Annotated in this window: 17 protein-coding genes, 1 pseudogene and 1 riboswitch; of the genes and pseudogenes, 7 read left to right on the top strand and 11 right to left on the bottom strand. The window is 72.2% G+C overall.

Going from position 1 to position 22812, the window contains the following annotated elements; genetic code table 11:
• Position 1 precedes the first annotated feature (1 nt).
• The 4 genes from ASC60_RS17935 (at position 2) to ASC60_RS17920 (ending at position 4590) form a co-directional block, all read left to right on the top strand.
• Entirely contained in the window at positions 2–1087 is a 1086-nt protein-coding gene (locus ASC60_RS17935; protein WP_055552070.1) for a substrate-binding domain-containing protein, read from the top strand.
• A gap of 16 nt (positions 1088–1103) precedes the next feature.
• Positions 1104–1883 carry an ATP-binding cassette domain-containing protein gene (locus ASC60_RS17930; protein ID WP_199830985.1) on the top strand — a complete coding sequence of 260 codons (780 nt, stop codon included), beginning with the start codon at positions 1104–1106 and terminating at the stop codon, positions 1881–1883.
• Positions 1874–3109, top strand: a complete 1236-nt coding sequence (locus tag ASC60_RS17925) for a sugar ABC transporter permease (RefSeq protein ID WP_055552068.1) — start codon at positions 1874–1876, stop codon at positions 3107–3109. The genes ASC60_RS17930 and ASC60_RS17925 overlap by 10 nt, the downstream gene beginning before the upstream one ends.
• A gap of 122 nt (positions 3110–3231) precedes the next feature.
• A complete protein-coding gene (locus ASC60_RS17920) occupies positions 3232–4590 on the top strand; it encodes an ABC transporter substrate-binding protein (protein ID WP_055552066.1) in 1359 nt (452 codons plus the stop codon).
• Between the two features lie 19 nt (positions 4591–4609).
• On the opposite strand, the gene ASC60_RS17915 is transcribed toward ASC60_RS17920, so the two are convergent.
• Positions 4610–5080: a hypothetical protein gene (locus ASC60_RS17915; protein ID WP_055552064.1), complete on the bottom strand. Its 471-nt coding sequence runs from the start codon at positions 5078–5080 to the stop codon at positions 4610–4612.
• 316 nt (positions 5081–5396) lie between these two features.
• Here ASC60_RS17915 and ASC60_RS17910 point away from each other — a divergent pair, with 316 nt between their 5' ends.
• Positions 5397–6272, top strand: a complete 876-nt coding sequence (locus tag ASC60_RS17910; protein WP_055552063.1) for a helix-turn-helix transcriptional regulator — start codon at positions 5397–5399, stop codon at positions 6270–6272.
• Between the two features lie 45 nt (positions 6273–6317).
• Positions 6318–7133: an SAM-dependent methyltransferase gene (locus tag ASC60_RS17905; RefSeq protein WP_055552061.1), complete on the top strand. Its 816-nt coding sequence runs from the start codon at positions 6318–6320 to the stop codon at positions 7131–7133.
• A 17-nt stretch (positions 7134–7150) separates the two neighbouring features.
• Here ASC60_RS17905 and ASC60_RS42255 read toward each other — a convergent pair.
• From ASC60_RS42255 to ASC60_RS17885, 5 genes and pseudogenes are all read right to left on the bottom strand, one after another.
• Positions 7151–7437: pseudogene (locus ASC60_RS42255) on the bottom strand (response regulator transcription factor); the annotation flags it as partial.
• Positions 7438–7766: 329 nt separating this feature from the next.
• On the bottom strand, positions 7767–10640 hold the full coding sequence (locus ASC60_RS17900) for an NHLP bacteriocin export ABC transporter permease/ATPase subunit (protein WP_079038459.1): 2874 nt from the start codon (positions 10638–10640) through the stop codon (positions 7767–7769).
• 1 nt (position 10641) lies between these two features.
• The gene (locus ASC60_RS17895) at positions 10642–12945 is read right to left on the bottom strand and encodes an NHLP family bacteriocin export ABC transporter peptidase/permease/ATPase subunit (RefSeq protein ID WP_079038458.1); all 2304 of its coding nucleotides are present in this window, start codon (positions 12943–12945) and stop codon (positions 10642–10644) included.
• The gene (locus ASC60_RS17890; RefSeq protein WP_055552058.1) at positions 12942–13751 is read right to left on the bottom strand and encodes an HlyD family efflux transporter periplasmic adaptor subunit; all 810 of its coding nucleotides are present in this window, start codon (positions 13749–13751) and stop codon (positions 12942–12944) included. The genes ASC60_RS17895 and ASC60_RS17890 overlap by 4 nt, the downstream gene beginning before the upstream one ends.
• A 129-nt stretch (positions 13752–13880) precedes the next feature.
• Positions 13881–14105, bottom strand: coding sequence for a hypothetical protein (locus ASC60_RS17885; RefSeq protein WP_055552056.1), 225 nt, complete (start codon positions 14103–14105; stop codon positions 13881–13883).
• Between the two features lie 556 nt (positions 14106–14661).
• Between ASC60_RS17885 and ASC60_RS17880 the strand changes: the two genes are divergently transcribed.
• Positions 14662–15486 (top strand): LLM class F420-dependent oxidoreductase, encoded by an 825-nt coding sequence (locus tag ASC60_RS17880; RefSeq protein WP_055552055.1) that lies wholly within the window; start codon positions 14662–14664, stop codon positions 15484–15486.
• Between the two features lie 12 nt (positions 15487–15498).
• Here the strand turns inward: ASC60_RS17880 and ASC60_RS17875 are convergent, their stop codons facing one another.
• From ASC60_RS17875 to ASC60_RS17855, 5 genes are all read right to left on the bottom strand, one after another.
• Positions 15499–16635, bottom strand: coding sequence for a hypothetical protein (locus tag ASC60_RS17875; RefSeq protein WP_199830984.1), 1137 nt, complete (start codon positions 16633–16635; stop codon positions 15499–15501).
• A gap of 177 nt (positions 16636–16812) precedes the next feature.
• Positions 16813–17877 (bottom strand): pectinesterase, encoded by a 1065-nt coding sequence (locus ASC60_RS17870; RefSeq protein WP_055552468.1) that lies wholly within the window; start codon positions 17875–17877, stop codon positions 16813–16815.
• A gap of 87 nt (positions 17878–17964) precedes the next feature.
• Positions 17965–19428 carry a serine hydrolase gene (locus tag ASC60_RS17865; RefSeq protein WP_055552053.1) on the bottom strand — a complete coding sequence of 488 codons (1464 nt, stop codon included), beginning with the start codon at positions 19426–19428 and terminating at the stop codon, positions 17965–17967.
• A 120-nt stretch (positions 19429–19548) separates the two neighbouring features.
• Complete coding sequence (locus ASC60_RS17860) at positions 19549–21171, bottom strand: APC family permease (RefSeq protein WP_055552051.1); 1623 nt, start codon at positions 21169–21171, stop codon at positions 19549–19551.
• Between the two features lie 117 nt (positions 21172–21288).
• On the bottom strand, positions 21289–22695 hold the full coding sequence (locus ASC60_RS17855) for a cytosine permease (RefSeq protein WP_055552049.1): 1407 nt from the start codon (positions 22693–22695) through the stop codon (positions 21289–21291).
• Positions 22687–22782: riboswitch (TPP riboswitch) on the bottom strand. It overlaps the preceding gene by 9 nt.
• Between the last annotated feature and the right edge of the window lie 30 nt (positions 22783–22812).

The following is a 22812-nucleotide window of genomic DNA, read 5'->3' as shown; positions in this document are numbered from 1 at the left end:
CATGAGGACGCCCCGCGCACGAAGCGCCGTCGCCGCCGTGGCCGCCGGGCTGCTGGCCGCGTCCCTGGCGAGCTGCGGAGGAAACGGCGGGGCGCACGGGAGCGGCTTCACCGTCGGCCTGCTGCTGCCGAGCCAGCAGATCCCCCGGTACGAGAAGTCCGACCGGCCGCTGATCGAGAAGCGGGTGAAGGAGTTGTGCCCCGGCTGCACCGTGGAGCACGCCAACGCCGGGGACGACGTGGCGAACCAGCAGCGGCAGATGAACTCCATGATCACCAGAGGGGTGGGGGCGCTGATCCTCGACGCCGTCGACGCCAAGTCGCTGCGCTCCTCGGTCCAGGCGGCGCACAAGGCGGGCATCCCGGTCGTCGCCTACGACCGGCTCGCCGAGGGCCCGGTCTCGGGCTACGCCTCGTTCAACGGCGGGCAGGTCGGCAGGCTCCAGGCCGAGGCGCTCCTGCACGCCCTGCGGGCCAAGGGGGACAGGCGCGGGATCGTCATGATGAACGGCGATCCGAGCAGCCCCAACGCGGCCTGGTTCAAGAAGGGCTCGCTGTCCGTCCTCCGGGGCGAGGTGAGGATCGGCAAGTCGTACGACGTCGTCGAGTACCGCCCGGACGACGCGTACGACGACATGCAAGCCGCCATCACCGCGCTCGGGCCGCACCGGATCGGCGGCGTCCTGGCGGTCAACGACAGCGTCGCCTCCGGTGCCATCTCGGCCCTCAAGGCGGCCCGGGTCAGGCCGGTGCCGCCGGTCACCGGCCAGGACGCCGACCTCGACGCCGTGCAGCGCATCGTCAGCGGCGACCAGTACATGACCGTCTACAAGCCCTTCAAGGCCGAGGCGCACGCCGCCGCCGCCATGGCCGTCGCCCTGGGGCGGGGCCGGAGCCTGCGCTCCATCGCCCGGACGACGGTCGACAACACCACCACCCGGAACATCCCGGCCTCCCTGCTCACCCCGGTCGCCGTGAGGGCAGCCGACATCAGGAGGACCCTGGTCAAGGACGGCGTGTACACGATCGGGCAGATCTGCACGCCCAAGCTACGGCCCGCCTGCGAGAAGGCCGGGCTCACCCGCTGACGGAGGTGATTGACCCGTGTCGGTTCCGCCCCTGCTGGCGCTGCGCGGCGTCTCCAAGCGCTTCGGCGGCGTCCAGGCGCTGGTCGACGTCGACCTGCAGATCCGGGCCGGTGAGGTCGTCGCCCTGGTGGGCGACAACGGCGCCGGTAAGTCCACCCTGGTCAAGGTGATCTCCGGGGCCGGCCCCGCCGACCAGGGGGTCATCGAGTGGGAGGGCCGCACCGTGCAGATCAAGCAGCCGCATGACGCGCAGGCGCTGGGCATCGCGGCCGTCTACCAGGACCTCGCGATGTGCGAGAGCCTCGACGTCGTCGGCAATCTCTTCCTCGGCCGCGAGGTCCACCGCGCCGGGATCCTCGACGAGGTGGAGATGGAGCGGCGCGCCCGTGAGCTGATGCGCACGCTGTCCATCCGCATCCCGGATGTGCGGGCGCCCGTCGCCATCCTGTCCGGCGGTCAGCGGCAGGCCGTGGCGATCTCCCGCTCGCTGCTGGGCGAGCCCAAGGTCCTCCTGCTCGACGAGCCCACCGCCGCGCTGGGCGTGGAGCAGACCAGCCAGCTGCTGGACCTCATCGAGGAGCTGCGCGACCAGGGTCTCGGTGTGCTCCTCATCAGCCACAACATGGGGGACATCAAGGCGGTCGCGGACCAGGTCGCGGTGCTGCGCCTGGGCCGTAACAACGGGCTCTTCGAGGTGCCCACCACCACCCAGGAACGCATCATCTCCTCCATCACCGGCGCCGCCGACAACGCCGTGGCCCACCGCACGACGGGTGAGGAGGGGGCATGGCCGTAGGACAGAACATCCGGGGGTACGCGGACGCGGTGCGGCACCGGCTGCGCGGCGGCGAGGCCGCCCGGCGCGGGCTGCGGGTCGGTGAGCGCGGCCCGCTGCTGGTGGTCCTCGGGCTCGTCGTGATCTGGCTCGTCTTCCAGGGCCTGAACGACAACTTCCTCTCGCCGCGCAATCTGTCCGGCCTCAGCGTGGACATCGCCGCCACCGGACTGGTCGCGGTGGGCATCGTGTTCGTGCTGCTGATCGGCGAGATCGACCTGTCGGTGGGCTCGGTCAGCGGGCTGGCGGGGGCCGCGTTCGCCGTGCTGAACGTGGACCTCGGCATGCCGGAATGGCTCGCCGTCGTCGTGGCGGTGGTCGCGGGGACGGCCGTGGGCGCCGTGCACGGGTTCTTCTTCGCCCGGGTGGGGGTGCCCGCGTTCGTGGTGACCCTCGCGGGGCTGCTGGCCTGGAACGGGCTGACCCTCTACCTGCTGGGCGCGAGCGGCACGATCAACATCGATGAGAGCGGTCTGGTCGCCGCGCTGACCAGCCTCTATTTCAGTGACGGCATCATCGCCTACGGTCTGGCCGCGGTCGGCACCGCCGGATACTTCCTGGCCGCGCGGCGGACCCGGCGGCGGCGCAGGGCCGCCGGGATGCCGTACCGGCCGATGGCCGAGATCGGGGTGCGCACGGGCGTCCTGGCGGTGCTCACGTTCGCCACCGCCCAGGTGCTCAACCTGTTCCAGGGCGTGCCGCTCGCCCTGCTGATCTTCCTGGGCGTGGTCCTCGGCTCGGATCTGGTGCTGCGCCGCACCCGCTTCGGGCGGAAGGTGTTCGCGGTGGGCGGCGGTGTGGAGGCGGCCCGCCGGGCCGGGGTGGACGTGGTGCGGGTGCGGATCGCGATGTTCATGGTGTCGGGAACGCTGGCGGCGGTCGGTGGCCTGTTCGTGGCCTCGGGGCTGACCTCGGCGAGCCCGACGACGGCTCGCGCGGCGGGGTCCGGCATGCTGCTGATCAATGCGGTCGCCGCGGCGGTCATCGGCGGTACGAGCATGTTCGGCGGGCGCGGCTCGGCCTGGTCGGCGCTGCTCGGCGCGCTGGTCATCCAGTCGATCGCCTCGGGCATGGCGCTGCTGGGCATCCAGGACGCCGTGCAGTTCATGGTCACCGGCGGGGTGCTGCTGGCCGCCGTGGTCGTGGACTCGCTCACCCGGTCCGCGCGGACGCGCGGCCCCACCTGACGTTCGTCACGGTCCGGGCGTGACGCTATGCTGCACATGAGCTTCCCATTCTCGGACAAGGCGGACATCCTGTCGGGTGTTCTGGAAGGATCCGATGCGCTCACCGTGACCATCGGAGTGCGATGAAACGTCTTCTCCTCACCCGCGCGGCCACCGCGACCACGCTCGCCGCGGCTCTGGCGATCTCCGGCTGCCAGGGCACCGGCGTGCGGTCCTCCGGCGGCGGAAAGCAGACCATCCACGTGCTCGCCACCAAGAATCCCCAGATGGTGACCCTGAAGCAGTACACGAAGAAGTACTTCACCTCGCGGACCGGCATCACCGTCGACTACACGCTGCTTCCGGAGAACGAGGCGCGGAACAGGATGAACCAGGAGTTCGCGCGGCAGGACGCGAAGTACGACGTGGCGAGCGTGAGCGCGTACGAGGTGCCGACCTACTCCAGGAACCACTGGCTCGCCCCGCTGGATTCCTACGAGAAGGCCGACAAGAGCTTCGACCAGAAGGACATCTTCCCCAGCCTGCTCACGGCCGTGACCGGCGCCGACGGCAAGATCTACGCCGAGCCCTTCTACGGTGAGGGCTCCTTCCTGATGTACCGCAAGGACCTCTTCCGCAAGAGCGGGCTGGCCATGCCGCGCGATCCGACCTGGAGGCAGGTCGCCTCGCTCGCGGCCAAGATCGACGGCACCGACGGCGCGAGCGGCATCTGCCTGCGCGGACTGCCCGGCTGGGGCCAGAATCTCGCCCCCATCAACACCGTGGTCAACACCTTCGGCGGCTCCTGGTACGACATGCAGTGGAACGCCCGGCTCACCTCACCGGAGTTCACCAAGGCGATCCAGTTCTACGTCGGCCTGGTCCGCAAGTACGGCGAGCCCGGCGCCGCGCGCAGCGGCGTCCTGGAAATCCTCGCCGACTTCTCCCAGGGCAAATGCGCCATGATGTACGACGCCAGCTCGCTGGCCACGTCGATCGAGGCCGACGGCTCCACGGTCAAGGGCAAGGTCGGCTACGCCCCCGCCCCGCACGAACTCACCCGCAGGGCGGGGTGGCTGTGGACCTGGGCCTGGGGTGTCGAGACCGCCTCCAAGAAGAAGGACGCCGCCTGGAAGTTCATCTCCTGGGCCTCCTCGAAGCAGTACCAGGCGCAGATCGGCAACACCCTCGGCTGGAACGAGGCCCCCGCCGGCAGCCGGAAGTCGCTCTACACCAACCCCAACTATCAGAAGGCGGCCGCCGCCTGGTACCGGCAGGAGTACGCGGCGGTGAAGGACTCCGCCGACCCCAGGAACCCGGGCGTCGGCCCGCGCCCCTACCAGGGCATCTCGTTCGTCGGCATCCCGCAGTTCGCCGACCTGGGGAACAAGGTCTCCGCGCAGATCAGCGCGGCCATCGCCGGCGAGAAGTCGGTGCGCACGGCCCTGCGGATCTCGCAGAAGCTCGCCCAGGACGCGGTGGCGCACTACCGCTCCCGCTGACCGCCGGAGCCACGGGCCGCTACTCGGCGACCGACCAGCGCGGCATGACACCGGCGATGTGGCAGGCCAGGAAGTAGAGGGGAATGGGGGGCGTGTACGGCGAGCCGCCCTCCGGCCGGTGCACGAGGCGGAGGTTACGGGACGTCCTGGCGGTGCGCGGACCGCTCGGCGGGCCCACGTACGCCCCGACCGAATAGCTGGTGACGCTCGGCCACACCAGCCCGATGTGCGATCCGGCGGGCACGATCCACCACCAGTACTCGTCGCAGGCGAAGACGCAGCCGATGCGGGGCAGCCGGTCCATGACCCGCTTCCCGTGCTCCGCGGACATCCCGACCGCGTCGTAGCCCAGCCCGGCGGACAGGTCGGCGGGGAGGGCCAGCCGTCCACGGCGCGCGCCGCGCGGAAGCCCCGGCGGGCCGCTCGTGGAATGCGCGGACTTCTTCCGCGGCATGTGGGCCGAAGGCAGGGGGAGGGTGGGGGGAACCACGATCGGTCGCCTTTCGTCTGCCTGCGCACTGTGGGCAGCGCCGGTCCTGCACTGCCCGGTGCCTACCGACGTACACACGCGAACGTTCCGCCGTCGCCGGGGCTCGAATCGGTCCGACCCGTCCGACGTTTCCCCCGGCACCGCGGGTCAACTCCCGCGGAGTCACACAGTCGGTGACGGCTTGTCCACTGTGTCATCTGCCATGAACGAGTTGCAAGAGGTAACTTGAAATTTGCAAGTCGTTGGATGCAGATGCGGCGACGATGGGTGATCGTGACAGACTGCGGCCGTGGAACACGGCGTGAGGAGGCAGGGAGTGGCGGCGGAATCCGCATGGGGCGGCGCTCCCTCCGTCCTCCGCATGATCCTCGGCAAGCAGCTCGAGGAGCTGCGGACCCGGTCCGGGCTCAGCTACGACGAGGCGGGCGCGGCGATCGGCGTCAGCCACTCGACGATCCGCAGGATGGAAGCCGCGAAGGTGGCCCGGCTGCGGCTCGCGGACGTCGAGAAGCTGCTCCAGACGTACGGCGTCACGGACCAGCGCGAGATCGACACCTTTCTGAAGTCGGTCCGCGAGGCCAACAAGCGCGGCTGGTGGCACGTCTACCGCGATGTGATGCCGGACTGGTTCGCCGCGTATCTGAGCCTGGAGCAGGCGGCGCTGCAGATCCGCGCGTACGAGCCGCAGTTCGTCCATGGCCTGCTGCAGACCGAGGACTACGCCCGCGCCCTGCTGGCCTCGGGCAATCCGCACGTCCCCGCCGGCGCCACCGAGCGCAGGATCGCCCTGCGCATGCGGCGCCAGGAGCTGCTGTCCCGTGAGTCCCCGCCCCGGCTGTGGGTGGTGATGGACGAGACCGTGCTGCGCTGGCCGGTCGGCGGCGCGGCCGTGATGCGCGCCCAGATCGACCATCTGATCGCGGTGAACGCGCTGCCGCATGTGACCCTGCAGATCATGCCGTTCAGCAACGGACCGCATCCGGCGATGCCGGCCGGCGCGTTCCACATCTTCCGGTTCCAGGCCGCCGAGTTGCCTGACATCGTCTACCTGGGCGGGCTCATCGGGGCGGTCTACCTGGACAAGGCGGACGACGTGGTGGTGTACCGCGAGGCTCTGGACCGGGTGAGCGCCCAGTCGGCGCCCGCGCAGAAGACCGAGGCCCTGCTCAGTGAGATCCGCGAGGAGCTGTGACGGGCCCTGGACATGTGACCGACGTTTCGATGGGAGGGGCGGGCGTTGCGCGACAACGGATGGCCGGCCGAACGGATTGACACCGAGAGCGCACATTCTGCGCGGATCTACGACTACATCATCGGTGGCAAGGACTACTACCCCGCCGACAAGGAGGCGGGCGACGCCATGGCACGGGAGTGGCCCGCCCTGCCGATCCACATGCGGGCCAACCGCGACTTCATGAACCGGGCCGTGCGCTATCTGGCGGAGGAGGCGGGCGTCCGGCAGTTCCTCGACATCGGGACCGGCATCCCCACCTCCCCCAACCTCCACGAGATAGCCCAGGCGGTCGCCCCGGACTCCCGGGTCGTGTACGTGGACAACGACCCGATCGTCCTCACCCTGTCCCAGGGCCTGCTGTCCAGCACGCCCGAGGGGAAGACCACCTACGTCGAGGCGGACATGCGCGACCCCGCCGCCATCCTGGGCGCGCCGGAGCTGCGCGACACCCTCGACCTCGGCAAGCCGGTCGCCCTGACGGTCATCGCCATCGTGCACTTCGTCCTCGACGAGGACGACGCCTACGGGATCGTCAACCGGCTTCTGGAACCGCTGCCGTCGGGCAGCTATCTGGCGATGTCCGTCGGCACCGCGGACTTCGCCCCCGAGGAGGTGGGCCGCGTCGCCCGCGAGTACGCGGCGCGCGACATGCCCATGCGGCTGCGTACCGAGGCCGAGGCCGCGCGGTTCTTCGACGGGCTCGAACTGGTCGAGCCCGGTGTCGCCCAGGTGCACAAGTGGCATCCGGACGCCAGGAGCACCGAGGGCATCAAGGACGAGGACATCGCCATGTACGGGGCGGTCGCCCGCAAGCCGTAGCCGGGCCGTCGTGGGGTTCAGTCCCCGGCGTCGTGGACGAGCAGCGCGATCTGGACGCGGTTGTTGGGGCCCAGCCGGGTCAGGATCCGCGACACGTGCGCTTTCACCGTCGGCAGCGCGAGACGCAGTTCGCGTGCGATCTCCGCGTTGGAGCGGCCCCGTCCGACCGGGCCACGTCCCGCTCCCGGTCGCCCGGGAGCGCCGGCCGGGCCCGGGCGGTGGCCGCCCGCTCCTCCTGCCCGCCGCCACCCGTCACCTGCTCGACGAGGCGGCGGGTGACGGCGGGTGCGAGCACCGGGTCCCCGGGCCACCTGTTCGGCGGCCCGGTCCCGGCGGGTGCGGTGGATACGGCGCGTATCCCGGCCATGTACGCGGGCCCGGCCCGCGAGCGGCCCGCCGTGCGCCGGCCGGATACTCACGTACGACCCGGGGCGGCTCACCGCCGACTTCGGTCACCGCCCGGCCGACCTCGGCCCGATCCCGCGCCCTTCGGCGCCCGCCTACGGTCGGGCCATGACCTCCACTCCCCCGAGGCCGCCGCCGGCGGCCGTGACGGATCTGCGCTGCTTCGCCCTCGTCGTCGGTGGTGGCAGCGGCCTGCTGTACGAATGGCTCGGCTACCACAGGGCACCCCTAGGTCAGCTGGCGCCGCACCAACTCGTGGAGCTTTCCGCCGGGCCTGGCCATCAGCTCGGCCGGGGCGCCCTGTTCGACGACCCGGCCCTCCTCCATGACGAGCACACGGTCGGCGTCCATGACGGTCGACAGCCGGTGGGCGATCACCAGTCGGCTGGCGTTGAGGCGGCGGGTGCTGTCGATGACGATGCGCTGGGTCTCGTTGTCGAGGGCGCTGGTGGCCTCGTCGAAGAACAGGACGCGCGGCCGGCGGATGAGCGCCTGGGCGATCATCAGGCGCTGGCGCTGGCCGCCGGAGATGGCGCCGCTGCCGGAGATCATCGTGTGGAGCCCCATGGGCATCTGGCGGATGTCCTCGGCCAGGCCGGCGAGTTCGGCGGCCGCCATGGCCTCCTCGGGGGTGAACGGCTCGGCGCCGCGGATGCAGTCGAGGACGGTGCCGCCCAGCGGCTGCGCGTTCTGGAGCACCACCCCGCACTGGCGGCGCACCGCGGCCTGGTCGAGGGCGGCGAGGTCCTGGCCGTCGTAGAGCACGCTGCCGGACACCGGCCGCTCGAAGCCGATGAGGAGCCGCAGCAGCGTGGACTTGCCGCAGCCGCTGGGGCCGACGACGGCCACGAACTCGCCGGGCCGGATCTCCAGGGACACATCGTCGAGGACCAGCGGGCCGTCGGCGCCGTACCGGAAGGTGAGGTTCCTGGCCTGGAGGGCACCGGAGAGGGGGCCGGGCTGCGCGCTGCCGCCGCGCACCTCGGGCGGCTCGTCCAGGATCGGCTTGACCTCCTCGAACATGGGCAGCACGGCGACCACGGACACCAGGGAGTTGGTGAGCTGGGTGACGGAGGTCAGCAGCATGGTGACGGAGGTGTTGAACGTCAGGAAGCCGCCCGCCGACATGCTGCCCCGGGCCGGACCGGCCAGCAGCAGGAACACGATGAGCGAGCACAGCGGAAGATAGACCGCGTCGAGGACCTGGGTGAGGTTCTTGATGCGCCCGGTGCGCTGGTGCAGGTCGCGGGAGCGGGCGAAGCCGCGGGCCCAGGCCGCGTAGGCGTAGTTCTCGGCCGCGGCGACCCGCAGTTTGGGCAGTCCGCGCAGGGTCTGGAACGCCTGGTTGTTGAGCTTGTTCTCGGTCTCCACCAGCCGCCGCTGCCAGCGCACCTGCCACAGGCCCATGGCGAGGAAGATGCCGCAGATGACCAGCAGCATGGCCAGCACGGCGAGCGCGAGTCGCACGCTGAAGAACAGCAGCAGGGCGAAGTTCATCGCGCCGACGGTCCCGGCCTGGAGGACCACCGGGGCGGTGCCGGACAGCACCCGGCGCATGGTGCTGATGCCCATGGCGGCGCTGGCCAGTTCGCCGGTGGAGCGCTCGGCGAAGAACGTGGTGGGCAGCCGCAGCAGCCGGTCCCAGACGGCGGGCTGCAGCGTGCTCTCCAGCCGTCCCTCCAGCCGCAGCAGGGTCAGGTTCTGGAGCAGCAGGAAGGACGCGGCGACGACACTGGAGACGATCAGCGCCAGGGCGATCTGGACGATCGGGTCCTTCTCGGCGCGCGGCACGAACGTACCGAGCACCTGGCCGGTGGCGACCGGCACCAGCGCGCCGAGCGCCACCGTCACCAGCCCGGCGGCGCACAGACCGCGCAGGTCCGGGGCGGAGCCCCGGGCGGTGAAGCGCAGCAGCCGCCACATCGTCATCGGCCGCTCGGGCAGCGGCCGGTAGAACATCACGGCGCGCGGCTCGAACTCCTCCGCGGTGCCGCGGCCGATGCGTATCCGCAGGCCCGAGGCGGGGTTGACGGCCTCGTACCGGCCGCGCCGCCACAGCAGCGCCACCGGCGCCCCGGACAGGGCGCGATAGCCCACCAGGGGGCCCGCGTCCTCGCGCCACCAGCGGCCCTCCAGCCGGACGGCCCGGGTGCGGACGCGCGCGTGGGCCGCGATGCGCTCCACCGGGTCCGTACGGTCGTCGGCGACGGGGCCCTTCTGCGGTTCGGCGAGGGTGATCCCGGCGGCGTCCGCCACGGCCCGGCAGACGGCGTACACGGCGTCGTCGGTGCTGTCGGCGGCCCCGGCCGAGTGCCGGGGGCCTCCGATGGACGCGATCAGCGCCTCGTCGGCGCGTGAGCGGACGGCCTCACCGGCCCGGATCCCGGCGGCCGTGCGGTCCGCGTGGGCCCGCTCCAGGGTGTCGATCCAGCGGTCCACGGCGGTGCCGAGCCGGTACTGCTGGTTGACCATCCGCTGCCACAGCGCGCCGTCGATGAGCAGGTCGCCGGCGGCCTGGGCGCTGTACTCGGCGCCGTAGCGCACGCTGCCGGGCGGCACCGGGAGCCACAGCAGGTTCTCGTCGGCCGCCTCCTCGCCGGGTGGCGCTCCCCCGTCCAGCGGGGCCTGGAACAGCACGCCGAGGCTGCGGCTGATGCCGAGCGCCACGGCGTGTTCCAGCGGTGTCGGCGCCACGTTGTCGTACGCGGTGTCGTACGCGGTGTCGTACGCGGTGTCCTCGGGGGCGCCGTACGCGTCGTACCGCTCCGGCCGGTACAGCTCGCGCAGCGGGATGCGGCGCACCGCGCAGTCCTGCGAGGGCCGCCCCACCAGGGTGTGGCGCGGGCCCTCGACGGGGCCGGGCAGCGCGGCGCCCGTCTCCAGGCGGCCGAGGAAGTGCCACTGCCCCTCCTCGGCGGCGTCGACCGCGAAGAGGTCCAGGGCGCCTTCGACGACGAGCCAGAGCACCTGCGGGCCCTCCAGCGGGAGGCTGCGCAGTCCGGCGCCGTCGACGGGGGTGCCGAGGGCGCCCAGCGCCCGCACCACCGCGTCGCCGCCGCCCGTGTCCATGGCCTCGGCCGCCGGCGGGTGTGCGGACGCCATGTCAGTGCTCCTTCATCAGCTCGGCGTACGGGCCCCCGGCGACCGCGAGGTCCTCGTGCCGTCCGCGCTCCACGACCGTGCCGCGGTCCAGGACGAGGATCTCGTCGCTGTCCCGGACGGTGCTGAGCCGGTGGGCGATCACCACGCACGCGCAGCCGCGGCGGCGCAGGCTGTCCATGACGGTCTGCTCGGTCCGCGCGTCCAGGGCGCTGGTCACCTCGTCCAGGACCAGCACACTGGGGCGGCGGACCAGGGCCCGGGCGATCTCCAGCCGCTGCCGCTGTCCGCCCGAGAAGTTGCGGCCGTCCTGCTCGACCCGGCAGTGGATGCCGCCGGGGCGGCGGGCGATGACGTCGTCGTAGAGGGCCGCGTCCCGCAGGGCGGCCACCACCGCGTCGTCCGGGATCGACGGATCCCACAGCGCCACGTTGTCCCGCACCGTCCCCTCGAACAGGAACACGTCCTGGTCGACGAAGGACACGGAGGCGGCGAGCCGGCCGCGGGGGATGTCCTCCAGCCGCTGCCCGTCGATGCGGATGGCCCCCTCCCAGGGGCTGTAGAGGCCGGAGACCAGCCGGGACACGGTGGACTTGCCGCTGCCGGAGCCGCCGACCAGCGCCACCTGGCGGCCGGGGCCGACGGACAGCGAGAAGCCGCGCAGCAGCGGCTCGTCCAGCGGGTTGTAGCCGAAGGTGATGTTTTCCAGCGTCACATGGCCGGTGAGGCGGCGGGCGCCGTCGGCGTCCGGCTGCCCCTCGTCGCGGGTGTGGAGGGTGTCCGCGGGGAAGCGCTCCACGTCCTTGAGCCGTGCCACGTCGGCGGAGAAGTCCTGGATGCGCCCCGCCACGCCGTTCAGCCGGGTGATGGGCGCGGTGAAGCGGGTGACCAGCGCCTGGAAGGCGACCAGCAGCCCGATCGAGAGATGGCCCTCGACGGCCCGCAGCCCGCCGATCCACAGGATGAGCGCGCTGTTGAGGGTGGCGAGGGTGGGCGCCACCACGCCCAGCGCCGCGCTCGGTACGCCGAGGCGCTGCTGTTCCTCCAGGGTGATGGCGTGCTGACCGGCCCAGCGGCGGAAGTAGCCGCTCTCACCGCCGGTGGCCTTCATCGTCTCGATGAGCTGGAGCCCGGTGTACGCGGTGGTGGTCAGCCGCGCGGTGTCGGCGCGCAGCTTCTGGGTCCTGGTGGCGCGCAGCCGTATCACGACGCGCATCGCGACCACGTTGAGCAGCGCGAGCCCGACGCCCACCATGGTGAGCTGGGGGTCGTAGGTCCACAGCAGCACGGCGTACAGGACCACCACGATCCCGTCGACCGCCGCCGCGGCCAGGTCGCGGGCGAGGGTTTCGGCGACGGTGTCGTTGGACCGCAGGCGCTGCACCAGGTCGGCGGGGCTGCGCTGGGCGAAGAACGTGACGGGCAGCCGCAGCAGATGGCGCAGGAACCGTGCGCTGCCGAGGGTGGAGGAGATGATGCGTCCGCGCAGCAGGTTCGCCTGCTGGACGCCGGTCAGCACCGCGGTCAGCACCACCGCCACGGCCATGGACGCGAACAGCGGTGGCAGCATCGAGGTCTGGCCGCCGACGATGAAGGTGTCGATGAAGGTGCGGCTGAGCGCGGGCACCGTGGCGCCCACCACCACCAGCAGCAGGCTGGCCAGCAGCGAGGCCAGCAGGGTGCCGCCGGTGCCGCGCAGCCGCGCGGGCAGGGCGTCCAGGACGCCGGGGCGGCGTCCGCCGCGGCGGAAGTCGTCCTCGGGTTCGAAGACCAGGCAGACCCCGGTGAAGCTCGAGCCGAACTCCTCGGTGGTGACGAAGCGGCGCCCCTTGTCGGGGTCGTTGATGTGGACGCCGCGCTTGCCGAACCGCCGTCCCATGCCGTCGTAGACGACGTAGTGGTTGAACTCCCAGAACAGGATCGCCGGGGCCTGGACCTCGGCCAGCGCCTCCGGTTCCATCTGCATGCCCTTGGCGCGCAGCCCGTAGCCGCGGGCGGCCTTCAGCAGGTTGCTGGCCCGGGATCCGTCGCGGGAGACGCCGCAGGCGATCCGCAGCTCCTCCAGCGGTACGTGGCGGCCGTAGTGGGCGAGCACCATGGCGAGCGACGCGGCGCCGCACTCCAGCGCCTCCATCTGGAGCACGGTGGGGGTGCGTACGGTCCGTCGCCGCGACTTCTTCGGGCCGCTCCCCCGGCGCGGGGCGCGCCGCCGTCCACGGGCCGGTTCGGGGCGGCGGCGCCCGCTGGTCCCGGCGGGCGCGGGGCGGGGCGGCCCGCCGCCGTCGTGCGTGGAGTTCGTCGTGGTCACGGGAGCAGCCAATCGACGGGGTGACGGGCGGCCAGGTGGATGGTTCCGTCGGTCAGGGTCATGGAGCCGAGGGCGAACGGCGGGCCCTTGGGCGAGGACCAGCGGTAGCCGGAGCGGGTGGCGGAGGACCGGTCGAGGCGTACCGCCACCGCGACCGGCGGGCCGTCCTTGGAGAATTCCTCGCCGAGTTGTGCGCTGCCGAGGAAGGCACCGATCTGCTGGCGCGACTGGGCGGTCCGGCCGACCGCCTGCACCTGGCCGCGCAGCACGCCGTACGTCCGGGAGGGCGCCGACTGCACGCTGAGGTCGACGTCCGCGCCCGCGGGCACCGATGCCGCCCGCTCCGCCGGGACGTAGAGGGTCGCGGTCAGCGGGTCGCGGGAGTGGCGGACGCGCTCCACGGAGGCGACGTCCGCGCCGGTGTTCAGGACCGAACCGATCGATGCGGAGAGGGTGGTGAGGCGGCCCGCGGCGAGGGCGCGCACGACCGTGCTGCCACCGTCGGGCTTACGGACCTTCACCAGCGGGGCGCCCGCGCGCACCGTGCCGCCCTCCTCGGCGAGCACGGCGGTGACCTGTCCCCCGACCGGGCTCTGCAGCACATAGCTGCCCTGGCCGTGGGTGAGGATGCCGGAGGCGTTCAGGGTGTCCGCCACGCTGCCGGTCACAGCCCAGACGGCGGCCGCGGCCATGACGACGAGGGTGACCGTCAGCGCGAGCCAGCCCTGGGGGCGGGCGTAACGGACCGGCAGGTCGATGTCGTCTGCCGACTGGAGCTTGGAAAGGGCCTGCTGGCGGAACTGCACGGGAGTCTTTCCTCAACCGGCCGGGGCGCGGGGGAACGGGTCGGGGGGGGCGGTCCGGGAGTGGCGGGTGCCGGGGACCGCGCATGCCCCGGGCCAGTCAGGCCCGGGGCATGGGGTGACGCGGTGGCCTCAGAGACCGGCGACCGTGCCGACGATGCCGGAGGTGTTCAGGCCGGTCAGGCCGTCGACGGTGCCGGTGACGGTGCCCACGGCGCCGGTGACCGGGCCGGTGATGGGACCGGTGACGGAGTGCACGGTGCCCAGGGCGTCGCCCACAGCGCCCAGACCGCCGGCCACGTTGTCCAGCTCAGCGTCGGAGATCTCCTGGGTCGCGACCTTGGGTGCGTTGTTCATTACTGCGTCTCCCTTGGATACGTATCTCTAAACGAGCTTCCACAGCCGATGGTCGCCGCCACGCGTGCGGCTTCGCCACCGGCCACCGCGGCACGTTCCCATCCCGCTGGATGCCGGGCTCCGGGAACGTCTCGGCGCGGAAGGATGTAACCACGCGTGCCGGCCGCCTTCGAATCACGGGGCATCCGGAACTACGCATTCCGCCAACTTTCCGATCACATGGCGTGCACGCGCGCCCACGTGACCGGCACCGGCCCCGCACGCGAACGTCACAACTCGCGCCGCACCGTCGCTCCGTCTCCGCGCGGAAACCGCGCATACCCGGGCGCAGCCGCCGCGCCCCGGGGCCGCTCGCCGCCGGCAGCACGCCGTACACGCGACTTCTGTGGAATGGATGTGCCGATCAGTTGAAGAACTGCCGACCTCCGGTCGCATGTCGCGGCCGACGACGGCTCGCTGACGGATCAGGTGTGGCGGGCGGTCACGCGGGTACCCGTCGAAAACCCCTGTGCCCACGCACACGCCGAACCGTGGAGTCGCCGACCGAGGAGTCGCTGTGAAGATTGGCGTATCGACCTTCGTGACCGACCAGGGCATCGCGCCCGCGCCCCTGGGGCGCGCCCTCGACGAGCGGGGGTTCGACTCGCTCTTCATCGCCGAGCACAGCCACATCCCGGTGGAGCGCCGCTCGCCCTATCCGGGCGGTGGCGAACTGCCGGAGATCTACTACCGGACGCTCGATCCGTTCGTCACGCTGAGCGCCATCGCCCCGGTCACCACGCGGCTGCTGCTGGGGACCGGTGTCGCCCTGGTGGCGCAGCGGGATCCCATCATCACGGCGCAGGAGGTGGCCTCCCTCGATCTGGTCTCCGGCGGGCGGGCCGTGTTCGGCGTCGGGGTCGGATGGAACCGCGAGGAGATGGAGAACCACGGGACCGACCCGTCCACCCGCGGCCGTCTGGTGGACGAGCGGCTGGCGGCGATCCGCGAGCTGTGGACGAAGGAGAAGGCGGAGTACCACGGCGAGTTCGTGGACTTCGACCCCGTCTACCAGTGGCCCAAGCCCGTACAGCGTCCGCATCCGCCGGTCTACGTGGGCGGCGGCGAGCGCGCGTTCCCCCGGATCGCCGCCCATGGCGACGCGTGGCTGGCCAACAGCGTGCCGCCCGAGAAGCTGGCCCCGCAGATCGAGCGGCTGCGCAAGGTGGCGGGCCGGGACGTGCCGGTGACGGTGTACGCGGTGCCGGACACCGCCGAGGCGCTGGAGGGGTACCAACGGCTCGGGGTGGACCGGGTGCTGCTGTACCTGCCGACGAGACCGGAGGGGGAAACGCTCGCCCACCTCGACACCATGGCCGCTCTCGCCGAACGGTTCCGCTGAGCCCCGGGCGGGTCAGGGGCGGCCGCCGCGGGCACCGCCGCGGCCGCCGGTGCGGGCCAGGGCCCGGCCGATGGCGCCGATGCCACGGGCCGCCCCGGAGCGTACGGCCCGGGCGCCGCGGCCGGGCCCGTACAGATAGGCGGCGAGCGCGGTGACGACCGCCACGACGAGGAGGGTGCGGGTGCTCTCGCGCAGGAAGCGTACGAGCGTGTCGAAGATGTCGGCCGCCGCGTCGCGGGGCAGCGCGGCGGGCGGTACGGAGTCCAGGTAGACGCCGCGCAGCACGGCCAGCCCGACCAGCAGCGCGGCCATCATCACCGCCGTGCCGATCCCGGCCGCCATCAGCATGGCCCGGTGCGCGGGTGAGGTCCATACGGCCAAGGCGGCGAGGACGACCGTCACCACCGGCAGCCAGATGCCGACGACGTCGAGCAGACGCATCGCGGCCTGCGCCTTGTCGAGCTTGTCCGTCCGCAGCAGGACGATCTGGCGGTCGATGTGGGGGATCTTGGCGGCGTTGCCGTAGCCCGCCCGGACGAGGCGCTGCTTCACGTTGTCGACGGCGGTGCCGATGTCCAGGACGATCGCGTCGTCCCGGGGCCGGACGGCGCTGCTGCCCTCGCCGGTGAGCACCTTGACGACGGCCGCGTGGGCGCGGCGGTTGGCGGCGTCCCACACCACCGGGAACTGCTCGCTGGTGATCACTGTGTGCACGGTGCGGTGGACGGCGTCGCCGAGGACGGTTTCCAGCGGTCCGGTGAGGACCCGGACGCCGTTCACGACGACGGGCGGGGCCCCTGAGGTGTCCAGGTTCCGGGAGAGCTGGGCCGTGATGGCGGGGACGTCCACCTGATGGACCACGCGATGGGTGAGGCGGTTGGTCACAGCGGTCTGGACGGAGGGCTCCCTGGCGATCGGGGCGACGGTCTCCACGTACCGCTGGGGGTCGGTGACCTCCTCGTGCAGCCAGGTGGCGACGACGGCGAGCGGGGCGAGCAGGAGCGCCAGGACGAGGAGGACGCACGCGCCCGCGTGGCGCAGGCGCCGGTGGCGTACGGCCGCCGCCGCGCGCAGCCGGGCGTACTCCTGGCGCTCGTGCGCGCTCAGCGGCGGTGGCTCGGCGGCGCCGGAGGCGTCGGACGGATCCATGAGATCCTCCCTCGCACGAGTTGCCGGGCCGGGACTCAGCGCCCGGTGGCACCCCGTACGCCCGCACGGCCCTCTCGTTCGCCCGAACTGGTGATTCCATCGTTACCCGCGTCCGCCACTGATCGCCACGCGGGAGCGCCGCCGGGGCTGACGCGCTTCCCCGGTCCGCCCGGTCCGCTACCGCGCCGGGGTGCCGCCGGGTCCGGAGCCGGACTGCACGACCGACGGCACCTTGGCCGCGGGGTCGAGGGTGTAGGGGTAGTACGCCTTGGGGTCGAAGGCCGTACCGCCGCTCTCGTTGCGGCCGCTGGTGTTCAGATACGTGTTGCCCCGCTGGACGATCGAGGCGGTGGCGTCCTTGATGACGGGGTTCTTCATCCCCTCGAAGTAGCTGTTCTCCAGCACCATCTTGGTGTTGCCGCGCGAGTAGTTGCCGTAGGAGGAGGCGATGTCCGTGCCCGGGAGGTCCTGCAGGTAGTTGTTGTACAGGTGCGCGTGCGCGATGTTGTCGGCGGACGGGTTGCGCTGCTCCGTGTCCCGGAACCAGTTGTGATGGATGGTGATGTCGGCCGTGGTGTTCTCCGTCCAGCCGATGCCGAACGCCTTGTTGTGCGTCTCCAGCCGGTTCCACGAGACCGTGAGATACGTGGTGTCCTTGCGGCTGTCGATCAGGCCGTCGGCCATGTGCTTCAGATCGTTGTGATCGATCCACACATGGTGGGCGCCGTCCATCTGGATGCCGTCGTAGTCGTGCTCCTTGTCGTTCCACGTGCCCATGTAGGAGTCGCGGATCGTCAGATTGCGGATGATGACGTTGTGCACGCCCTGCCCGAGGAAGAAGCCGCCGCCGACGATCTCGCCCGAGGACCCCTGGCCCACGATCGTCTTGTCCGAGGCGACCTTGATCTCCTTGCCCTTGGGGTCCATGGTGATCGCCCCGGCCACCACGATGACGTACGGCTCGGCGGCCGTCGCGTACTTCTCCAGGTCGGCCAGTGTCCGCACCGTCACGGTCTTGCCGTCGCGGCCTCCGTACGTGCCGTTCTGGCCGAGCGCGTTGACCGACGCGAACCCGTCGGCCCAGGCGGTCGCGGCCACTTCGCTCCGTGCCGCGCCCGCCTCGGCGCCGTGCCCCTGCGGGGCGAGGCCGACCGTCAGGGCCAGGGCGAGGGGCACACCCCGGATCGCCACGCCCGGTCCGCGCCCGCCGTTGTCTCGTATGCGCCGCCTCTGGGCCGCCATGACCACATCCACTCCTCAGCTCGGTGGAACCGTCCATGCGACTGTCGCCGCCGAGCGGGCAATGGTTGCCGGTGGACCGTGGGGTGTTCACCCCACGGTGCGGCGGGGAACCCCCATCGCGGTCAGCGGCGACCGGTGCAGCGGCATCGTGCGCCAGCGCGCGGTGAAGGTCCGGTCGGCCCGCGAACAGGTCACCTCGAAGTGGTGCGGGGTCTCCAGGAAGGCGATGTCGGCCACGAACGTGTCCGGATCCGTCCAGCCGCCGCTCGCCGCCGTCGGCACCCGCCCGTCCGCCCCCTCCTCGACCGTCCACCCCGGGGCGCCGAGCCGCACATCGAGCCGGGACGCGCCCTCCGCCAGGGAGACGGTCCACACGCCGTCGCCACCGGCGGCGACCGTCACCTCCGTCAGCCTGGACTGGTCCGCGCAGGTACCGCCGGCCGGGGTGAAGGTGGTGGCCCCGCTCCCGGTACCCGGTGACGTGAACTTCTCGTGCGAAGTGGGGAGTTCGAGGGCATCGAGCCGCCGGCGCAGGGCCGCGTCGTCGTCCTGGCGGTGGTCGAGGGGCGCGGGGCCGAACGCCGGGAGCAGATGCCGCCAGACCTTGTCCAGCACCGCCTGCATGTTCTCGGTGTCCGTGGTCATCGCGACCACCGCGTCGTGTTCGGGCAGCACCAGGCAGAACTGCCCGTAGGCCCCGTCGCCCCGGTAGCCGTGGCGGGACCGCCAGAACTGGAACCCGTATCCCTGCTGCCAGTCGGACACCGCCCCTGCCGCGGTGCCGTCCGCGTTGCTGATCTGCGCCCGGGTCGCCTCGGCCACCCAGGCGGCGGGCAGCAGTCGGCGGCCCTCCCAGACCCCGTCGCCCAGGTACAGCAGGCCCAGCCGGGCGAGGGCGTCCGTGGTGGCGTACATGCCGCTGAAGCCGAGGTCACGGCCGGGCGGGCGCTGGATCCAGGCCGTCTCGCCGATGCCCAGCGGGTCGAACAGCCGGGGCCGCAGATAGTCGGTGAGCGACTGCCCGGTCACCCGCTGGACGATCGCGGCGAGGCTGTACGTGGCGGCGTTGTTGTAGGCGAAGACGGTGCCGGGGTCGCGGTCGGGCGGGGTCAGCAGGAACCCGCGCACGGGCTCGGCCGGGTCGCGGGTGAACGCCTGCTCCCGGGCGTCGGTCAGATGCCCGCTGGACATGGCCGCGACGTGCCGGACGAGCATGGCCCGGCTGCGGGGGTCGGTGATGTCGCCGTCGAACTCCGGGAAGTAGGAGATCACCGGGTCGTCGAGACTCATCAGCCCCTCGGCCACCGCGAATCCGGCCGCCGTGGAGGTGAAGCTCTTGCTGATGGAGTACAGCAGATGCGGCCGGTCCGCAGTGTACGGCGCCCACCAGCCGGAGGCGACCACATGGCCGTGGCGCACGATCATCAGGCTGTGCGGTTCGAGACCGGGCGCCGCCTCCAGCGCGTCGAGGAACGCGCCGACGCCCCGGGCGTCCACTCCCTTCGCGGCGGGCGTGCTCTCGGGCAGGGGGCGAACACTCCGGGCACTCATCGCGCCTCATCCTCCGTATGCGGTGGGCCGTGTACGGCCGGTCGGCTTTCGATCATCGGCGAAAGGAGCGGCGCCGCGCCAGGGGATTTCCGGGCAGCGGGTGCTCAGACCGGCGGGTGCTCAGACCGGCGGGGCCGCGGGCGCCGCGTCGGCCGGTCCCGTCCTGAGGTGCGCGGCGCCCGAGCGCACCGCCCACGCGAACACGCCGAACGCGAGGGCACCCACCGCGATCGTGTCGTACGGCGCCGGAAGGCGGCCGGAACCGCCGAAGGTGCCCAGCCACGACAGCAGGGTCAGCGCGGCCAGGTGGAAGACCAGCCAGGCGCCGTGCCGCAGCTCGCCGAGGGCGGGGAGCCCGTCGGCGCCACGCCGCTGGAGCAGGAACAGCGGCACCCCGACCAGGACGAGGGGCAGGGCGAGCCGCAAGTCGTGCCAGCCGGACCAGAACACGAACTCGCTGGCCACGACGAAGCTGAGGGGCGCGATCCAGCGCACCCCCGGCACCTGCCCGTCCGCCCGGGTCACTCCGCGCTCCCGGTCGTGTGCCCGGAACACCGCGACGGCCACCGCCGAGGCGGCGTAGATGAGCAGATACATGTCGCCCATCACGCTCACGATGTCCTGCCAGCCACCGAACGGCAGCATGAAGATGACGATGACCGCGAGGTTGAGCAGCAGCGCCCGGCGTGCCGTGCCGGAGCGGGGGTCGATGCGCATGAAGAAGCGGGGCAGCAGGCCGTTCTTGGCCAGGGCGTAGGTGTGCCGGGCGTTGATCGCCACCCCGACGTAGGCGGAACCGCCCGGGGAGATCACGGCGTCCGCGTACAGCAGCGTGGCCAGCCAGTGCAGATTGAGGATGAGGGCGAGTTGGCCGAACGGCGACTCGAAGTTGACCCCCTGCCAGCCGTTGGCGAGCGCCGAGTCCGGCACCGTGTACAGGAACGCCAGCTGGAGCCCGAGGTAGACCAGCACGGCGAGGCCGATGCCGGTGAGCACCGCGGCCGGTACGGTACGCCGCGGATTGCGGGCCTCGCCGGAGAAGTCCAGCGGGGCCTGGAACCCGTTGACGGAGTACACGATGCCGCCGCCGGCGAGAGCGGTGAGGCAGGCCACGTAGCCGTACGGGGCGAAGCCGCCGTGTTCGGTGAGGCGCCCGGAGTGGGTGCCCGACAGGAACAGCGCGGCGACGGTGACGAGGGGGACGACGACCTTGAACACCGACACCAGGTTGTTGAGCCGGGCGAATATCCGCACGGCGAACCAGTTGAGCGCGGTGAGGACGCCGCTCAGCGCGACGGCCACGCCGAGGCCCGGCAGGGTGAGCCTGCCGCCGTCGTAGAGCCACGGCAGATAGTGCGCGGCGTACTGCATGATCGCGCTGATCTCCGCGGCCGTACCGCCGACGGACAGCACGACGGACCAGCCGACCATCGTGCCGACCAGCCGCCCGCTGGCGTACAGCGGCCACCGCACGGTGCCTCCGCCCTCCGGGCGGGTGGCGCCCAGCTCCACCATGACCAGGGCGATCAGGGCGCACAGCACCCCCGCCGCGACCCAGGACAGCAGCGCGGCGGGCCCGGCGGTCTGGGCGGCGTACAGGGCCGCGAACAGCCAGCCGGACCCGAGGATGTTGGAGAACCCGATCGCGGTCAGGCCCCAGAAGCCGAGGTCCTTGTGGAGTCTGCGTTCCTCGGCGAGCACCGCCGGGGCGGCGATGGTCTCCACCGACTGGTTCTGCGGCACGTGGCATGTCTCCTCGGGGGGTGCGGAATTCAACAGGAGCCCAGGGTGCCACGCCTGCCGCCGGGCCCGGTCGCCGGATGCCGGGTGAGGTGCGAATGCGGCCGCGAGGGCCGTGACTCACCGAGCCGCGCCGCGCCGGGTCCTGAGCGGGACGTAGACGATGAGCGCCGCGAGGAACGCGGCGTAGTAGGCGAGGTCGGCGCCGTGCAGCGCGGCGGCCACCGGGCCCGTGTACAGGCTGGTGTCCATGAACGGCACCGCGGCGGCGAAGGCGGCGCCGAACGCCAGGAGCGCGGGCCACCACGGCTGCGGGCGGGCGCTCTCGGCGGCCAGGTCGACCGGCGCACCGCCCCGGGCCCGGGCGCGGGCGAACCAGTCGACGGCCACGACGGCGACGAAGCCGGGGATCCAGTAGCCGACGAACAGCAGCACGTTCTGGAAGCGGGCGGTGGTGTCGGCGGCGTGCATCCACAGCACCAGCGGGAAGCCGAGGGCGGCGGCGAGGGCCGCGGCCGGCGGGCGGGGGATGCGGACACCGGCGGTCTGCAGGGCCAGCGAGCCGCTGTAGTCGTTCATGGCGTTGCTGCACAGCGCGGCGAGCGCCACGGCCAGCAGGCCGAACGCGCCGAGCGCCCCGCCGCCCAGGGCCTCGTCGACGCCGCGGGCGGTCTGGTCGGTGAAGACGGAGGCTCCCCACAGCCCGAGCGCCTGGACGGCCACGAAGGACACGGTGACGCCGAGCAGCGTGCACCAGAACATGCGCGGCCGGGAGGTGGCGCGGGGCAGATAGCGGCTGAAGTCGCTGGCGTACGGCGCCCACGACAGCGCCAGGCTCAGGGCGATCGTGCTGGTCAGGACGAACGCGCCGGCGCGGTCGGCGCCGTGGGCCGACCCGGTGGCGGCGGGGTGGACACCGTCGAGCAGCCGGACGGCCAGGGTGGCGAAGGCGGCGGCGAGGACGAAGGTCATCAGCTTCTGCATCCGGTGGATGGCCTCGTAGCCCAGCACCCCGAGCGCCCCCTGGGCGGCCATCATGATCAGCACCCCCAACCAGAACGGCAGCCCGCACAGCCGGGCCAGCGCGTCACCGCCGAACAGGCCGATGAGCGCGTCCCAGGCGACCGAGGACAGCCACTGCAGGACGCCGGGCACCGCCACGCCCCGGCCGAACGCCAACCGCGCCAGGGGCAGCTGCCCGGCCCCGGTCTGGCTGCCCCAGGTGCCCAGATACGCGGTGGGTACGGCGCCGATGAGGGTGCCCAGGACGACGGCGGCCAGCGCGGTGGCGAAGTCCAGGCCGAGGGAGATGCCGACGGTGCCGGTGAACACGCCGGTCATGGTCAGGTTGGGGGCGAACCACACGGTGAACAGGCGCCCCGGCCCGCCGTAGCGGTGGCTTTCCGGGACCGGTGCGATCCCGCGCGCCTCGACGCGCAGATCCCCGGGCGCGGTGGGCATCCGCCCGTCGAAGACGGATTCCGCGCCGGTGAGCGCCGGGTCGGTGGCAGCATGCGGCCGTGGCATCGATGACATCCCTCCGCCAGTATGAACTGGTTCAGGTTCGACGGGTGTGATCTCAGCCCCCGCGTGGGGGCACCCCGTGTCCGGTGGAGCGCCCTCAAGGCTATCCTCTCGCCCCCG

It is taken from the genome of Streptomyces sp. NBRC 110028 (assembly GCF_001417735.1).
Classification (GTDB): Bacteria; Actinomycetota; Actinomycetes; order Streptomycetales; family Streptomycetaceae; genus Streptomyces.
This window is presented reverse-complemented; position numbering and strand designations above follow the sequence as displayed.

What these genes read in the sequence shown, in the direction of transcription:
- ASC60_RS17935 (WP_055552070.1), top strand. Translation starts at nt 2, where the DNA reads ATGAGGACGCCCCGCGCACGAAGCGCCGTCGCCGCCGTGGCCGCCGGG.
- ASC60_RS17925 (WP_055552068.1), top strand. Translation starts at nt 1,874, where the DNA reads ATGGCCGTAGGACAGAACATCCGGGGGTACGCGGACGCGGTGCGGCAC.
- ASC60_RS17855 (WP_055552049.1), bottom strand. Translation starts at nt 22,695, where the DNA reads ATGCCACGGCCGCATGCTGCCACCGACCCGGCGCTCACCGGCGCGGAA.
- ASC60_RS17920 (WP_055552066.1), top strand. Translation starts at nt 3,232, where the DNA reads ATGAAACGTCTTCTCCTCACCCGCGCGGCCACCGCGACCACGCTCGCC.
- ASC60_RS17885 (WP_055552056.1), bottom strand. Translation starts at nt 14,105, where the DNA reads ATGAACAACGCACCCAAGGTCGCGACCCAGGAGATCTCCGACGCTGAG.
- ASC60_RS17865 (WP_055552053.1), bottom strand. Translation starts at nt 19,428, where the DNA reads ATGAGTGCCCGGAGTGTTCGCCCCCTGCCCGAGAGCACGCCCGCCGCG.
- ASC60_RS17900 (WP_079038459.1), bottom strand. Translation starts at nt 10,640, where the DNA reads ATGGCGTCCGCACACCCGCCGGCGGCCGAGGCCATGGACACGGGCGGC.
- ASC60_RS17875 (WP_199830984.1), bottom strand. Translation starts at nt 16,635, where the DNA reads ATGGATCCGTCCGACGCCTCCGGCGCCGCCGAGCCACCGCCGCTGAGC.
- ASC60_RS17870 (WP_055552468.1), bottom strand. Translation starts at nt 17,877, where the DNA reads ATGGCGGCCCAGAGGCGGCGCATACGAGACAACGGCGGGCGCGGACCG.